13 protein-coding genes and 1 tRNA gene are annotated in these 15846 nt (G+C 70.3%); 7 read left to right on the forward strand and 7 right to left on the reverse strand.

Going from position 1 to position 15846, the window contains the following annotated elements; translation table 11 throughout:
• The first annotated feature begins 154 nt into the window (after positions 1-154).
• The gene (locus AC4D2F_RS07935; protein ID WP_104168029.1) at positions 155-1159 is read left to right on the forward strand and encodes a DUF2332 domain-containing protein; all 1005 of its coding nucleotides are present in this window, start codon (positions 155-157) and stop codon (positions 1157-1159) included.
• 19 nt (positions 1160-1178) lie between these two features.
• Here AC4D2F_RS07935 and AC4D2F_RS07940 read toward each other — a convergent pair whose 3' ends face one another.
• On the reverse strand, positions 1179-2378 hold the full coding sequence (locus AC4D2F_RS07940) for a MarP family serine protease (protein WP_490910090.1): 1200 nt from the start codon (positions 2376-2378) through the stop codon (positions 1179-1181).
• Positions 2379-2610: 232 nt separating this feature from the next.
• Between AC4D2F_RS07940 and AC4D2F_RS07945 the strand changes: the two genes are divergently transcribed.
• On the forward strand, positions 2611-3288 hold the full coding sequence (locus tag AC4D2F_RS07945) for a Crp/Fnr family transcriptional regulator (RefSeq protein ID WP_043441798.1): 678 nt from the start codon (positions 2611-2613) through the stop codon (positions 3286-3288).
• A 245-nt stretch (positions 3289-3533) separates the two neighbouring features.
• Here the strand turns inward: AC4D2F_RS07945 and AC4D2F_RS07950 are convergent, their stop codons facing one another.
• From AC4D2F_RS07950 to sp36, 3 genes are read right to left on the reverse strand one after another with little or no spacing between them, the layout of a single operon-like run.
• Positions 3534-4448 (reverse strand): NUDIX hydrolase, encoded by a 915-nt coding sequence (locus AC4D2F_RS07950; protein WP_490910091.1) that lies wholly within the window; start codon positions 4446-4448, stop codon positions 3534-3536.
• Between the two features lie 3 nt (positions 4449-4451).
• Positions 4452-4934 (reverse strand): RidA family protein, encoded by a 483-nt coding sequence (locus AC4D2F_RS07955; protein ID WP_258069893.1) that lies wholly within the window; start codon positions 4932-4934, stop codon positions 4452-4454.
• 2 nt (positions 4935-4936) lie between these two features.
• A complete protein-coding gene (gene sp36, locus AC4D2F_RS07960) occupies positions 4937-5092 on the reverse strand; it encodes a Sp36 family protein (RefSeq protein WP_137370103.1) in 156 nt (51 codons plus the stop codon).
• Positions 5093-5127: 35 nt separating this feature from the next.
• On the opposite strand from sp36, the gene AC4D2F_RS07965 reads away from it, so the two are divergent.
• From AC4D2F_RS07965 to AC4D2F_RS07985, 5 genes are all read left to right on the forward strand, one after another.
• On the forward strand, positions 5128-7389 hold the full coding sequence (locus tag AC4D2F_RS07965; RefSeq protein ID WP_490910092.1) for a transglycosylase domain-containing protein: 2262 nt from the start codon (positions 5128-5130) through the stop codon (positions 7387-7389).
• Between the two features lies 1 nt (position 7390).
• Entirely contained in the window at positions 7391-8338 is a 948-nt protein-coding gene (locus tag AC4D2F_RS07970; protein WP_490910093.1) for a metallophosphoesterase, read from the forward strand.
• A 113-nt stretch (positions 8339-8451) separates the two neighbouring features.
• Positions 8452-10275 carry an ABC transporter ATP-binding protein gene (locus tag AC4D2F_RS07975; RefSeq protein ID WP_490910094.1) on the forward strand — a complete coding sequence of 608 codons (1824 nt, stop codon included), beginning with the start codon at positions 8452-8454 and terminating at the stop codon, positions 10273-10275.
• Complete coding sequence (locus AC4D2F_RS07980) at positions 10272-12134, forward strand: ABC transporter ATP-binding protein (RefSeq protein WP_490910095.1); 1863 nt, start codon at positions 10272-10274, stop codon at positions 12132-12134. The genes AC4D2F_RS07975 and AC4D2F_RS07980 overlap by 4 nt, the downstream gene beginning before the upstream one ends.
• A gap of 98 nt (positions 12135-12232) precedes the next feature.
• A tRNA-Pro gene (locus AC4D2F_RS07985) sits at positions 12233-12309 on the forward strand.
• A 56-nt stretch (positions 12310-12365) separates the two neighbouring features.
• Here the strand turns inward: AC4D2F_RS07985 and AC4D2F_RS07990 are convergent.
• From AC4D2F_RS07990 to purD, 3 genes are all read right to left on the reverse strand, one after another.
• The gene (locus AC4D2F_RS07990; protein ID WP_490910096.1) at positions 12366-13355 is read right to left on the reverse strand and encodes an NHL repeat-containing protein; all 990 of its coding nucleotides are present in this window, start codon (positions 13353-13355) and stop codon (positions 12366-12368) included.
• 295 nt (positions 13356-13650) lie between these two features.
• The gene (locus AC4D2F_RS07995; protein WP_104168020.1) at positions 13651-14550 is read right to left on the reverse strand and encodes a phosphoribosylaminoimidazolesuccinocarboxamide synthase; all 900 of its coding nucleotides are present in this window, start codon (positions 14548-14550) and stop codon (positions 13651-13653) included.
• Complete coding sequence (purD, locus tag AC4D2F_RS08000; protein ID WP_490910097.1) at positions 14547-15839, reverse strand: phosphoribosylamine--glycine ligase; 1293 nt, start codon at positions 15837-15839, stop codon at positions 14547-14549. Before purD ends, AC4D2F_RS07995 begins: the two co-directional genes overlap by 4 nt.
• Positions 15840-15846: the final 7 nt, after the last annotated feature.

The raw sequence follows: 15846 nt of genomic DNA on the forward strand, positions 1-15846 counted from the left end.
CTAGGGATCGCGACGACGAACGCGCTGATAGGTGTGACGAGCCTAACTTCCCAGTGGGGCACAAACAGCATTTCGGAGGTCCCGGTGGTTACGATTTGGTATCGTGCGGCGAGCCGGTCCCCCTGGCGAACCGCCCCGGGGATCAGGAGGACCGATGACGGAGATCGAAGCGACCACCGCTGAGCGCTACCGCCGCTTCGCCGAGGTGGAGGCGCGGGGCTACTCGCCGCTCTATGACGAGTGGTGCACGGGGATCAGCGACGACGGCGACATCCTCGCCCGCCTCGACACCCTGCCGCCCCACCGCCGCCAGCCGGTCCTGTTCCTCGGTGCGACGCGCTTCGTCGGGGTGCCCCTCGGCGACTACTCCGCCTTCCGCTCCTTCGTCCTCGCCGAGTGGTCGTCCATCCGTGCGGTCATGGAGAGCCGGACCACCCAGACCAATGAAGCGGGGCGGTGTGCGGTCCTGCTTCCGCTCCTCGCCGCCATCAGCGCGGAGGAGGGCCGGCCGCTCGCCCTCATCGAGGTCGGAGCATCGGCCGGCGCCTGCCTCTACCCCGACCGGTACGCGTACTCCTACACCCCGGGGCCGGTGCTCGAACCGGGCAGCGGCTCGCCGGTCCCTCCCCTCGAATGCGCCGTGTCCGGGGACGTGCCGCTGCCCTCGCGGCTGCCGGAGGTCGTCTGGCGGGCCGGGATCGACCTGAATCCCCTCGACGCCCGGGACGAGGACGACGTCCGATGGCTCGAGTCGCTCGTCTGGCCGGAGCACGGCTTCCGCGCCGAGCGGCTCCGCGCCGCCCTCGGCGTGGTCCGCGCCGATCCGCCGCTGCTCGTCCGCGGTGACCTGAACGACCACATCGAGCCGCTCGTCGAGCGCGCGCCGCAGGACGCCGTCGTCGTCGTGTTCCACAGTGCGGTGCTCGCCTATCTCGACCAGGCCGGCCGGGACCGCTTCGCGGGCACCATGCTCAGGCTGGCGGCGGACCGGGACCGCCCGGTGCACTGGCTATCCCACGAGGGCCACCGCACCCTGACCGGCGTGCCCGGCGCCATGCAGCCGGCGCCCGGCGAGCGGGACGGCCTGTTCGTGCTGCAGCACAACGGCCGGTCGGTGGCCCGTACGGGTCCGCACGGGCAGTCCATCGCCTGGCTCTGAGGGCGTCCGGGTCAGGCGCCTATCCGCGTGTGCACTGTCCTGCGGAGACGGTGTCGTCCAGATCCCCGGCGCTCTCGGCGATGGGGCGCAGTTCCGCGAGGGAGAGCGCGTAGCCCACGGGCGCGTCCGCCGTGGACTTCGCGAAGACGACGCCCGCCACCCGACCCTGGGGGTCCAGCAGCGGACCGCCCGAGTTCCCCTGCTGCACGTTGGCCGCGAGGCTGTAGATCTGCAGGGGCCGGGGGTCCGCGCCGTAGATGTTGTTGACGAGCACGGGTGAGAGTCCCTGCACGCTCGCAGGCTGGATCCGGTAGGGGCCGCCCGCGGGGTAGCCGGCGAATGCCGCCGTCGCGCCGTTCGCGAGCTCCTCGCCGAGGGACAGCGGAGGGGCCTGCAGGCTGTCGACGGCGATCACGGCGACGTCGCGCACGGTGTCGAGCTGCACCACCCGGCCCGGCAGGGCGCCACCTCCCGGCACTTCCACGACGGGCCGTTCGACGCCGGCCACGACGTGCGCGTTCGTGATGACGCGCCCGGGTGCGACGACGAAACCCGAACCGGTCTGGTTCTGCCCGCACTGGAAGGCCGTGCCGGTGATGCGGACCACCGAGGCCCCGGCGGCGGCGAGCCCGGGTGTGTCCACCGCGGCGTCGGGCACCTCGGCGGGGGTGGCGGGTCCCACACTTTCGAGGATGGTGGGGATGCCGTCGTCGACCGCGATGGAGCGCAGTTGGGCCATCCAGGTGCGCACGGGCCCCGGCGTGGTCGTGTCGATGGTCCGGATGACCTGCGAGGACGCGATGTGCTGGGACAGGAACGGGACCCCCAGGGTCCCGACGCTGAAGGCGAGCATCGACAGGACCAGGGCGGCGACGACGACGTTCACCACCCCGCCGAGGATGCGGTCGATGAGGCGCAGGGGCGGGAAGTCGGACCAGCGCCGGATGGACGCCCCGAGGGCGGAGCCGACGCCCTGCCCGACGATGATGAGGACGATGACCGTGCCGATGACCGCGATCAGGCGCCACGGATTGTCCGGCACCCAGCCGCTGACCAGGGGTACGGCGAAGAAGGCGGCAACGGCTCCGGCGACGAAGCCGGCGATACCGCCGAGGGTGACGAGGAACCCGTTGCGGAGCCCGGCGACCAGATAGCCGAGGAGGACCACCACCAGGATGATGTCGAGGAGGGTGAACTCCCCGAGGCTGACTTCCGGCACGTACATTCTCCCCTGGCTCTGGGCGCGGGACGGCTGCACAGGTCCCGGCACTGCGAGCGATTCTAGCGGCGAAGTGTGGGAGAAGGCGGGGAGTGGCCGCGCTCCCGGCCTGCAATCCGGGCTCGGGAGACGTGTATCAGTCGTCACAACCGCTCGGGTACGGCAAGATGGACAGGAGAAGACAGCGGGGACCGCCGCGGAACGACGCACGACAGACGCATCAGGAGAACTAATGGACATTGAGGTACTGCGCCGGGCACCCCTCTTCGCATCACTGGGAGACGACGTCTTCGCCGCACTCACGGACGAGCTGATCGAGGTCGATCTGCCCCGCGGGTCGTCGGTCTTCCGCGAGGGCGATCAGGGCGATCAGCTGTACTTCATCGTCTCCGGCAAGATCAAGCTCGGGCGCACGGCACAGGACGGCCGCGAGAACCTCCTCGCGATCCTCGGCCCCGGCGAGCTGTTCGGCGAGATGGCGCTCTTCGATCCGAGCCCCCGCACCGCGACCGCGACCGCCGTGTCCGAGACACGCCTGGCCGGCCTAAAGAACGAGAACCTGCGCGCGCTGCTCGAGACCCGCCCCGAGGTCTCGGCCCAGCTGCTCCAGGCCCTGGCCCGCCGCCTGCGCCGCACCAACGAATCGCTGGCCGACCTCGTGTTCTCGGATGTCCCGGGTCGCGTGGCGAAGGCCCTGCTGGACCTTGCGGACCGGTTCGGCCGGCCCGCCACGGACGGCATCCTCGTGGCCCACGAACTCACGCAGGAGGAACTGGCGCAGCTCGTGGGCGCTTCCCGCGAGACGGTCAACAAGGCCCTGGCCGAGTTCGTCCAGCGCGGCTGGCTCCGCCTGGAGGCGCGCGCCGTCGTCATCCTCGACATCCAGCGCCTGCGCCAGCGCAGCCGCTGACCCCCGGCGTCGATGGGGCCGCCGGGGCGGCCTTCTTCCCCGTCTGGGTGCGCAGGTGTGGTGGGTATCGGGCGCTCCCACCGACCACACCTGTGCGCTCACCCCGGTGGCATGGACGATCCCTGCGATGCGTCCCTCGAGGCATCCAACCGCGTCGCCGGAGCACGCGCCCGACGCCGTCACCCACCACAGGTGCACGACGGGTTGAGGGGGAAGGGGCCGGGGAGAAACCCTGAACGACGCCGTCAGCGCCCGCGCTGGACCGACCCGCCCTCGGTGAGCTTGGGACATTCGACCTGCAGCATGAGATCGCCGTCGCGCTCGGAGAGTTCCGGATGGTAGAGCTTCACGGGGCGCTTGTGGGAAAGGTACGCGATGCAGCCGCGCGAGGAGCCGATCTTCTCGAGGATGATCTCCACCGCCGGCACCGCGAGCTCGCTGAGCGTGCAGCCCACGGTGTTCGGCTGGCTCACCTCGTCACCGAGCCGGGTGGTGTCGCGGTCGGCCACCTCCTGGGCGGCCCAGCGCCACTCGCCCCAGACGCCCTTGCTCTCGAGGATGCTCGGTTCCTGGTTCACGGGCTGTGCAGCCGCGAAGTAGTGGGTGTCGAACCGGCGGTGGGCGAAATCCGGGGTGACCCAGTGCGAGAGCGGCTTGATGAGGTCCGTCCGGACGCCGAGCCCGCGGCGGCCGAGGATGTCCGCGAACCGGCACTCCCCCTCGTTGATGGCCTCCCGCGCCTTCATCCACTCCCTGGCCTGCGTACCCTCGACCAGCGACGACGCGTCGGGCCCGGCCAGCAGCACACCGGTCTCCTCGAAGAGTTCCCGGATGGCACACAGCACGTGGCGCCGCGCCACCCGGTGGTCCTCGACGCCGAGCATCTTCGCCCACATCGACGGCGTAGGGCCGTACCAGGGGATCTCCTCGTCGTCGGACTCCTCGACACTGCCGCCCGGAAAGCCGATGACACCCAGCGGGGACTGCCCGCGCCGGTAGGTCAGGTACGTCTCGGTGCCGATCGCGCTGTCGCGCAACAGGACCACCGACGACGCCGGGCGCGCCTTGAGGGGTGTGCGTTCCCCGTGTTCGATCCAGCTCTGTGCTGCCGAACGCTGGTCCGGATGTACAGGGAAGAGCCTGGTGCTGAGACGGTCCACGGCCTAGACGAACTCCGCGATGATCTCGACCTCGACGGGAGAGTCGAGGGGGAGGACCGCCACGCCGACGGCGGAACGGGCGTGCACGCCCGCGTCGCCGAGCGCCGTGCCGAGGAGGTCCGACGCCCCGTTGATCACGCCCGGCTGGCCGGTGAACGAGGGGTCCGAGGCGACGAAGCCCACGACCTTCACGATCCGCGTGATGCGGTCGAGGTCGCCGATCACGCTCTTGATCGCAGCAAGCGCGTTCACGGCGCAGACCGCGGCGAGGCTGGTCGCGGTCGCGGCGTCCACACCCGCTCCGACCTTGCCCGAAGCTGGGAGTTTGCCGTCAATGAAAGGGAGCTGCCCCGAGGTGTAGACGTGGCTGCCGCTCACGACGGCAGGGACGTAGGAGGCGACCGGCGGGACGACGGCGGGCAGGGCGACCCCGAGGTCGGCGAGACGTGCTTCGACCCCCGAGATCACCGGATTCGCTGCGGACACAGCTAGCTCTTCTCCCTCTTGAGGTAGGCCACGAGGCCGTTGCCGTCGGGCCCGGGAACCACCTGGACGAGCTCCCATCCATCGTCACCCCACTGATCGAGGATCTGCTTCGTCGCGTGGATGATGAGCGGAATCGTGGAGTACTCCCATTTCGTCATGAAGAAAGCCTAGCGCGTGCTTGTAAACTGGAATAATGGCTGCGCGCAAATCACCCCTCTTCGACACGGCTACCACTCTCGGCAGGATCACTGCATTCCTCGGAATCAGCGGGCTCGCCGGTGTGCTCGCCGCAGGTCTCCTCGTACCGGTGGCCGCGGCTGCCGGCACCGGGGCGTCCGCCTCGATCCAGTTCTTCGAGGAACTGCCGGCGGAGCTGGAGCTCGAGGCGCTCGCCCAGCCGACGAAGATCCTGGCGGCCGACGATTCCCTCATCGCCACCCTGTACGAGGAGAACCGGCAGCCGGTCACCCTCGACCAGGTATCCCCGGTGATGAAGGACGCCCTCATCGCGATCGAGGACTACCGCTACTACGACCACGGCGGCGTGGACCTCGAAGGCATCTTCGGCGCCATTGCCAGCAACGTCTCGAGCGGGACGAGCCGTGGCGCGTCCACCCTCACGCAGCAGTTCGTCACCAATGTCCTGAACGACTCGGCCCGGCAGAACGGCGGGACGGTCACCCTCAACGGCGGCGGGAAGTCGGTGGGCGACAAGCTCCGCGAGATGAAGCTCGCGATCGCCGTGGAGAAGGAACTCTCCAAGGACGAGATCCTCGAGGGCTACCTCAACATCGTGCAGTTCAGCGGGACGAGCTACGGAGTCCAGGCCGCGTCCAAGTACTTCTTCAACGTGGACGCGAAGGACCTCAACATCCAGCAGAGCGCCCTGCTCGCCGGCGTGGTGAACGGTCCGACCTACTACAGCCCCACGGAGAATCCCGAGCGAGCGCTCGAGCGGCGCAACCTCGTCATCGACGCCATGCTCACCCGCGGCAAGATCACCCAGGAAGAGCACGACGCCGCCGTCGCGACGGACCTCGGGCTGGACATCACCCCGACCCTGAGCGGATGCGTCGGTGCGGACCAGGCGCCGTACTTCTGCGACTACGTCTCCCACCTCATCCTGAACGACCCCGCCTACGGCGAGACCCAGGAGGACCGCCAGAAGGTCCTCTTCCGGTCCGGGCTGACGATCAAGACCACGCTCGACGCCCGCGTGCAGGCCGCCGCGCAGACCGCCGTGACCGAGACCGCCAACCCGGACACCACCGACGGCAAGGTGGGGCACACGATGGTGAGCCTCGATCCGAAGACCGGCAACATCCTGTCGATGGCCCAGAACACCCGGTACAACCCGGAAGCCGGCTCCGGCAACACGGTCCTGAACTTCAACGTCGACCAGTTCGACGGCGGGGACCCCACCAAGAGCCTCGGCGGCGGCGGCGGCTTCCAGCCGGGCTCGACGTACAAGCCGTTCACGGTGGCCGCGTGGGTCGAGGACGGCAAGGCACTGAACCAGTACCTCGACGGCAGCAAGCGGACCTACCCCCAGGGCGACAGGTGGGAGGCGAGCTGCGCCCGGGGTGGCCAGTTCGAGATCCAGGAGGAGGACGGCTACACGCCGCAGAACTACGGTGACACGAACTACCGCACCACCACGGTCCTCGACGGCCTCGCGCAGTCCCTGAACACCATCACCATGTCCAGCGCCAAGCAGCTCGACCTGTGCCGCATCCGCGACATCGCCTACGACCTCGGTGTCCACCAGGCCAAGAGCTCCGAGGGCGAGGAGGAGCGCTTCGGCTTCCAGCCCTCCGCCCTGATCGGTGGCGGTGGCGAGGCAGCACCCATGTCGATGGCCAAGGCCTTCTCCGGCTTCGCCAACGAAGGCGTCGTCTGCGACCCCCGCGCACTGACCGAGGTGACCGCGGTGGACGGCACCAGCTACCCCGTCCCGGCGGTCTCCTGCGACCGGAAGATCTCCCAGGACGTCGCCCGTGGCGTGAACTATGCGACGCAGGAAGTCATGACGGACGGCTCCGGCCAGCTGCTCGAGTACGGCGACATCCCGATGGCCGGCAAGACGGGCACCAATGACGCACGGTCACAGACCTGGTTCATGGGCTACAACTCGGGCATGGTGACGGCGAGCTGGATCGGCAACTGGCAGGGCGAGGGTCCCGACAGCTCGCTGAGCGGACTGCAGATCGGCGGCCAGGTCTACCCGGAGATCGACGGTTCGCTCATCGCAGGTCCCTCCTGGGCCCGCTTCATGCAGCAGATTCCCGGCCTGTACGAAGGGACACCCTTCGTCGATCCGCCGAGGCGCATGATCGACGGCACCCAGCGCGGCACCACGCCGGACGTGAACAACCGGGGAACTGGCACGCGCGGCTCCACCGGTGGTACCACTGGAGGAACGACCGGCAACAACGGCACTGGAGGAAACGACTAGCGTGACATCGACTCAGACATCCCGGAGCGGGGCACCGCTCGGCTGGGCGGCGGGCCTCACCCTGACCGCCGCGGCCGCAACCCTCGCCTACGCTTCGACCGTCGAGCGCACGCTGTACGAGGTGAGGGAGGAGACCCTTCCCATCCTCCCGCCGGGTGCGACTCCCCTGCGGGTCCTGCACCTCTCGGACATCCACATGGTGCCGGGGCAGAAGTCCAAGGCCGATTGGCTGCACGGCCTGGCGAGCCTGAAGCCGGATCTCGTGGTCAACACCGGTGACAACCTCAGCCACCGGAAGGCCGTGAAGCCCCTCCTCGACGCGCTCGGGCCGCTGCTGCAGGTTCCCGGGGTCTTCGTCCCGGGCTCCAACGACTACTACGCACCGGCCCTCAAGAATCCACTGCGCTACTTCGCGGGTCCGTCGATCGCACCCAAGGAGTCCGCGCCGAAGGATCTGCCCTGGGCGGACATGTTCAGCGCGTTCGGGGCGGCGGGCTGGGTGGATCTCACGAACCGGTCCCAGTCGATCGGCTTCAGGGGCATGCGCATCGACTTCACGGGCGTCGACGATCCCCACCTCGATCGCGACCGGTACGCGCCTTATCCCCCCGGGAGCAGTACCTCGGCCGAGGCGCCGCACATCCGGGTGGCCGTCGCCCACGCTCCCTACCAGCGCGTCCTCGACTACTTCACGGCCGGCGGTGCGGACCTCATCCTGGCCGGGCACACGCACGGCGGCCAGGTCTGCGTCCCGGGCTACGGTGCCCTCGTCAGCAACTGCGACCTGCCGACCTGGCGCGCGCGGGGACTGACACAGTGGGAATCGGACGGGCGCTCCGTCCCGCTCAACGTCTCGGCCGGCATCGGGACCTCACGCTTCGCGCCGATCCGGTTCGCCTGCCGGCCCGAAGCCGTGCTCCTGACGCTCACCCCCGGAAGCGGGACCTAGCCGGCACCCGCCTGCTGCTTCGGGCCCCGGAGGCTGTGACCGGCATTACAGCCCCCGTGGCCTAGGATCGTTGCTGAGGGACACCAACAACCATCGATCACCGAAGAGTTGGCATGAAGAACCAGAACACACTGCGGGAATCGCTCGGCCGCCTGTATCCGCACGTCAAGCCCATCGTTCCCCGGCTGGTCCTGGGCCTGCTCTGCGCGCTCGGCGCGAGCGTCATGGCCCTTGCGATCCCCCAGGTGCTCCGCGTCCTCATCAACGACGCCCTGGCGGAGGGCGGGTCCGCCCGCACGGTCTGGATCGCGTCGGGCGTCGTCCTGCTCCTCGGCGTCCTCGAGGCCACGTTCGTGGCCCTGCGACGCCAGTTCGTCATCACCCCGGCGACGACGGTGGAGACGAACATGCGCACGTCCTTCTACCGGCACCTGCAACACCTGACCGTCGAATTCCACGACCGGTGGGGCAGCGGGCAGCTCCTCTCCCGCGCGATGAGCGATCTCAACCTGATGCGGCGGTGGATGGCCTTCGGGCTCATCATGCTGGTGGTCACGTCGCTGACCGTGGTGATCGGCGTCGTCATCATGTTCTTCATGAGCTGGGTCCTGGCCCTGATCTTCCTCGCGGCCGCCGTGCCGCTGATGGTCTACGGCTACCGCTTCCGGACCTCCTACAGCCGTGTGTCCCGCAAGAGCCAGGACCAGGCCGGCGACCTCGCGACCACGGTCGAGGAGTCCGTCCACGGCATCCGGGTCCTGAAGGCGTTCGGCCGCAGCCAGGAGGCGCTCGAGGACTTCGAGGAGCAAGCCGAGGAGCTCCGCCGGACCGAGATCTATAAGGCGAAGTCCCTCGCAAACTTCTCCATGGTCGTCACGCTGCTGCCCGAACTCGCCCTCGGTGCGTCCCTCGTCGTCGGGGTGATGCTGGCCGCGAACGGCGACGTCAGCATCGGCGCCCTCGTGGCCTTCTTCGCGACCGCCGCCGCGGTGGCCGGACCCGTGGAGTTCATCGGCCCGCTGCTCGCCATGACCTTCACGGCGAAGACGGCCATCGACAGGCACTACGAGGTCATGGAGTCGGAGAACACCATCACCGACCCGGCCGCGCCCGTCCACCTCGAGGCGCCCCGGGGCGACGTCGTGTTCGACGCCGTCCACTTCCGCTACCCCGACGCGCAGGAGGACACCGGTGACGTGATCGACGGCGTCGACCTCACCCTGCGCGCCGGCGAGACCATGGCCCTGGTCGGGGTGACGGGGTGTGGCAAGAGCACGCTCCTGCAGCTCGTCCCCCGCCTGCACGACGTCACGGCGGGCCGCATCACGATCGACGGCGTGGACCTCAGGGAGTTCACCCTCGGCGAGCTGCGGACCCTCGTGGCGGTCGCGTTCGAGGACACCACGCTGTTCTCGAACTCCGTCCGCGACAACGTCCTCATGGGCTCCGACGCCACGGGCGCGGAGGCCGAGCGGATCCTCGGCGAGGCGCTCGAGGTCGCGCAGGCCCGGTTCGCGTACGAGCTGCCCGAGGGTCTCGACACGCTCATCGGCGAGGAGGGCCTCAGCCTGTCCGGCGGGCAGCGCCAGCGGATCGCCCTCGCCCGGGCGATCGCCGCACAGCCGACCGTCCTGGTCCTCGACGATCCGCTGTCCGCGCTCGACGTCGCCACCGAGGAGCGCGTCGAGGTGGGGCTCCGCGCCATGCTCCGCGCCACCACGACGCTCATCGTCGCCCACCGTCCGTCCACGGTCGCGCTCGCGGACCGGGTGGCCCTGATGCAGGACGGGCGGATCGCCGACGTCGGCACGCATTCCGAACTGCTCGCCCGCAACGACCACTACCGCTACGTCATCGCCAGCCTCGACGACGAGGAGATCGCGCAGCTTGGACGCACCGTCCAACCCGTGCCCGACGACGAGGAGGCACTGGCATGAGCCGCACCACGGCAGCGCCCGGCGGAGCGCCGAAGGACGGGGACGGGCAGGGGACCACCTCCGCCGGTGTCCTCAACGAGGACGACGTCCTCCTCGACCGCGCGCAGAGCAGGTCCGTGCGGGCACGGTCCTTCCGCCTCCTCGGCTCGCTGATCCGACCCAACCGCCGGCAGTTCCTCTGGACCGTCCTGCTGGTCGTCGTCTCCCAGGCCGCACGGGTGGCCGGACCGGCGATCATCGCGTTCGGCATCGACCGCGCCCTGCCCGCCCTCATGGCGGGAGATCCGCGCATGCTGTGGCTCGCCGGCGGCACCTACCTCCTGGCCGCCGTCCTCGCCTCGGTCCTGACGGCGGGCTACGTGCGGGCGACGGCGCAGCTCAGCCAGGCCATGCTGCTGGACCTGCGCGTGCGGGTCTTCCGGCACACGCAGCGGCTCAGCCTCGAGTTCCACGAGAAGTACACCTCCGGGCGCATCATCTCCCGGCAGACCTCGGATCTCGAGGCACTCCGGGAGCTGCTCGACACCGGCGTCAGCTCCCTGGCGTCCGGGGCGATCTTCATGCTGTTCACCGCCGTCACGATCTTCGCCCTCGACTGGCGGACGGGCCTGCTGATCCTGGCGGCGGCGGTCCCCATGTTCTTCCTCGCCCGCTGGTACCAGAAGCACTCGCAGATCGCCTACCGGGAGTCCCGCGTGGTGTCGGCGAAACTGATCGTCCACTTCATCGAGACGATGACCGGGATCCGCGCGGTCAAGGCGTTCCGCCGCGAGACGGTCAACGCCGACCGCTACGACGAGCTGGCGGAGGACTACCGCCTGGTCACGGTCCGCTCCATCAACCTCAACGGCGTCTTCCAGCCCGGGCTCGTGCTGATCGGCAACGTGACCGTCGCCGTCGTCCTCGTCCTCGGGGGCTTCCGGGTCCTCGGCGGCACGCTCGAGGTCGGTGCCCTGCTGGCCCTGCTGCTCTACAGCAAGCGGTTCTTCCAGCCCGTGGACCAGATGGCCATGTTCTACAACTCCTTCCAGTCCGCCGCGGCGGCGCTGGAGAAGGTCTCCGGCCTGCTCGAGGAGGTGCCCACGGTGCGTCCCCCGAAGCACCCGGTCTCCCTCCCGGACCCCCGCGGCGACGTCGAGTTCCGGGACGTCGAGTTCCGCTACGGGAACGGACCCGTGGTGCTGCCGCGCCTGGACCTGACCATCCACGCCGGGCAGACGGTGGCCCTCGTGGGCCAGACGGGGGCCGGCAAGTCCACGCTGGCCAAGCTCATCGCACGGTTCTACGACGTCTCCGAGGGCAGCCTCACGCTCGACGACGTCGACCTCCGCGATCTCGCGCCGACCGACCTCCGGCGGGCCGTCGTCATGGTCACGCAGGAGGCCTTCCTCTTCAGCGGCTCCGTGGCGGACAACATCGCCCTCGGCAAGCCCGAGGCCGGCCGCGAGGAGATCGTCGCGGCAGCCCGGGCCGTGGGTGCCGAGGAGTTCATCCTGGAGCTGCCCGAGGGCTTCGACACGGACGTCAACAAGCGCGGCGGCCGTGTCTCGGCGGGGCAGCGGCAGCTCATCAGCTTCGCGCGCGCGTTCCTCGCCGATCCGGCGGTCCTCATCCTCGACGAGGCGACGTCCTCGCTCGACATCCCGAGCGAGCGCCTGGTGCAGGAGGGCCTGCAGAAGCTGCTCGGCAACCGGACCGCCCTGATCATCGCGCACCGGCTCTCCACCGTGGCCATCGCCGACCGCGTGCTCGTGGTCCACGACGGCCGGGTCGTGGAGGACGGCACGCCCGCCGAACTCATCGGGGGCACGGGACGCTTCGCGACGCTGCACGCGGCCTGGAAGGACTCGCTGGTCTGACGCGTCCGGGCGGAGCGCGCGCCGGTTTTCCTCGCCGCTGATCCTCCGCTATCCTTGGACAGTTGCTGTTCGGGAGGTCCGCCTTCCGGGAGTGACATCGGGGTGTGGCGCAGCTTGGTAGCGCGCGTCGTTCGGGACGACGAGGCCGCAGGTTCAAATCCTGTCACCCCGACCAGTGGACGAGAGGCCCGCCGGCAGCAGCCTGCGGGCCTCTCCCGCGTCCGGCCGCGGTCAGCGCGCGGAGACCGTCACCACCTCGTAGCCATCGGGATCGACGACGCCGAACTTCGCGTTGGCGAGTGCCAGCGTGCTGCCGAACAGGGCCACCGTCGTCGGCACCTCGAACAGCGGGCTCGTGATGACGTCCTCGACCTCGCCGCGGGTCAGGTCCTTCGACAGGTCGATCCGGCTGACCTGGTTGATCCTGTTCTGGACGGCGAACACGGTGTCCCCCTTGGCCAGGATGCCGTCCACGTTCGGGAGCGCGCCCGTCACGATGTCCGCACTGACGCCCGTCTCCGGGTCCACCGTGTAGAGGGCCTGGTTCGCAGAGTGCGCCACGATCAGCGTCCTGCCGCGGTCCACCGACGTGATGCCGTTGAGGTTGAAACCCGGTGTCACTGCCGCGGCCGGGCCGGACAGGGCGATCGTCTCCGGTTCCCCGAGCTCCCCGTGGTCGCCCACGGGCACGAAGTACAGCTCCGCGGCCTGTGAGTTGGTGAAGTAGGCGCCGTCCCGCGTGAGCGTGACGTCGTTGATGAATGCACCGCCCGCGGCGAGCAGGAGGTCGGCCACCTCCGCCCCGGTGTCGGTGTCGTAGACGTACGCCCGGCCCGTCGCTCCCCCCGAGACGAACAGCAGGTCGTTCCGCACATCGGCCTTGAGGCCGACGGCGGCCCTGCCCTCGGGCGCGTCGATGAAGAGTTCCGCGGTCCCCTTCCGGAGGTCGCCGCGGAAGATGTCGCCGCGGCCGAGGTCTCCCGCGTAGAACGTGGACCCCTTGCCCCTGGCGATGCCCTCGGCGGAGGATGCGCCGGGCAGCGGGATGCTGGTGTCCTGCTGCCGATGGGAGGACACCGACGCCGGGGGAGACGGCGTCGGCGGTGCGGCCACGGCGCCCGCCGGCGGCAGCAGGACGGCGGTCGCGGCGAGGGCGACGGCCGCCCGGGCAGCGCGTCGGGTAACGGTCGGGCGGTGGGTGCTGTGCTGGGTGCTGTTCACGGTGCTCCTCGATGGATCGGCGCCGATCGTCGCCCTGAGGATCCGCACGGCGCGGGGTCGGATGAAGCTTTCGGAGAAAGCCGGGCGACCGGCCGAACTGCAGATCGGACCGAGTCGACAACGATCCGCTCACGGGCATCGTCCCCGTGGTCCGGCGTGGCGCCGGCCGGTCGTTGCTTCGGACGCCGTCGTGCACGGGTTCCGCACCGGAGGAGCGTGGCCCGGCGCGCCACACCGCAGAAGCAGCGGCCTACCCCTGAAGCCGGGAACGGCGCCACGTCCGGCGTGACGCGCCTCAGGCGAAGGTGCGGCCCGTCAGGCGCTCGTAGGCCTCGATGTAGCGGGCGCGCGTGCGCTCGACGACGTCGGCGGGCAGCGCCGGCGGCTCCGACTGCCGGTCCCAGCCGGAGGCGTCGGAGGTCAGCCAGTCCCGGACGAACTGCTTGTCGAAGGAGGGCTGCGCCTGCCCCGGCGCATAGAGGGCGGCGTCCCAGAAGCGGGAGGAGTCCGGCGTCAGCACCTCGTCACCGAGGGTGATCAGGCCGGTGTACGGATCGAGGCCGAACTCCACCTTCGTGTCGGCGAGGATGATGCCGCGCTCCCGGGCGATCGCCTCCGCCGCGGTGTAGATGTCGAGGGTGAGGGACCGCAGCTGCGCCGCGGTGTCGTCACCCACCGTCATGACGACGGCGTCGTAGGTGATGTTCTCGTCGTGCTCGCCCACCTCCGCCTTCGCCGACGGCGTGAAGAGCGCCGGCTGGAGCCGGGAGCCGTCCACGAGGCCCTCGGGCAGCGGCAGGGAGCAGACGGTCCGGGACTGCCGGTACTCCAGCAGCCCGCTGCCGGTCAGGTAGCCGCGGGCGATGCACTCGATCGGGTACATGACGAGCCGGCGGCAGATCATCGCCCGGCCCTCGACGGCGGCGGGCACGCCACCGGCGGCGTCGGACGCGATCACGTGGTTGGGGATGCCGGTGAGCCGCTCGAACCACCAGAGGCTCAGCTGCGTGAGCACGCGCCCCTTGTCGGGGATCCCGGTGGCGAGGACGTGGTCGTAGGCGCTGATGCGGTCGCTCGCCACCACGAGCACGACGTCGTCGCGGCCGTCCTCCGGCTCGTACAGGTCGCGGACCTTGCCGGAGTAGACGTGCCGCCAGCCCGGGAGGTCGGGATGCTCCGGTGCGAAGGTGCTCATGCCGTGGCCGTCGCGGGGCCCGAGACCGCGATCTCCGCGCGGGAGGCCTTGAGGGCGATGTCCGTGCGGAACTGCCCGCCCGCGAGGTCGATCCGGCCGAGGCTCTCGTACGCGGTGGCCCGCGCGTCCGCCAGGGAGTCCCCGACCCCGACGACGGCCAGCACCCGGCCGCCGGAGCTCACCACCTTGCCGTCCCGCAGGGCGGTGCCGGCGTGCAGGACGTGCGCGCGCTCCACCTGCGCGGCCCTCTTCAGCCCGCGCACGCGCCGGCCCGTGACCGGGGCGTCGGGGTAGTTCTCGGAGGCGAGCACGACGGCGACAGCCGTCTCGGGCGACCAGTTGAGCGGGTCGATCTGGTCGAGGGCGCCCTTGGCTGCGGCGAGCAGCACCCCGCCCAGCGGTGTGGTCAGGCGCGCGAGGACGGCCTGCGTCTCCGGGTCCCCGAACCGTGCGTTGAACTCGATGACGCGCATGCCGCGCGACGTGAGCGCCAGGCCGACGTAGAGGACGCCCGCGAAGGGCGTGCCGCGGTGCGCCATCTCGTCGATCACGGGCTGCGCCACGCGCGTGATGACCTCGTCCACGAGGCCGGCGGGCACCCACTCGAGCGGCGAGTAGGCGCCCATGCCGCCCGTGTTGGGGCCCTGGTCGCCGTCGTGGATGCGCTTGAAGTCCTGCGCGGGTGCCAGCGGGACCACGGTGCGGCCGTCGGAGAGGACGAACAGCGAGACCTCGGGTCCGTCGAGGTACTCCTCGATGACCACGGTGCCTCCCGCCGCGAAGCACGCGGACGCATGGGCGCGGGCCTCGTCGAGGTCGTCGGTGACGACCACCCCCTTGCCGGCGGCGAGCCCGTCGTCCTTCACCACGTAGGGCGCGCCGAACGAGCAGAGCGCCGCGTCGGCCTCCTCGTCCGTCGCGGCGACGCGGGCCATCGCGGTCGGCACGCCGGCGGCGGCCATGACCTGCTTGGCGAAGGCCTTGGAGGCCTCGAGCTGCGCGGCGGCCCGCGTCGGCCCGAAAACGGGGATCCCGGCGTCGAGCAGGGCGTCCGCGACGCCGGCGGCGAGCGGCGCCTCGGGTCCGATCACCACGAGGTCGGAGCCCAGCCGACGGGCCAGGCCGACGACGACGGCGGGATCGTTCGCGTCGATGTCGTGGGTGGGGACGTCCCCGGCGATCCCGGCGTTGCCGGGGGCGGCCTGCACCTCCCGGACGAAGGGATCGGCCAGCAAGGCCCGGACGATGGCGTGTTCGCGGCCTCCGGGGCCCAGTACAAGAACCTTCACAGTAGGA

This window comes from Arthrobacter sp. TJ-263, assembly GCF_058269155.1.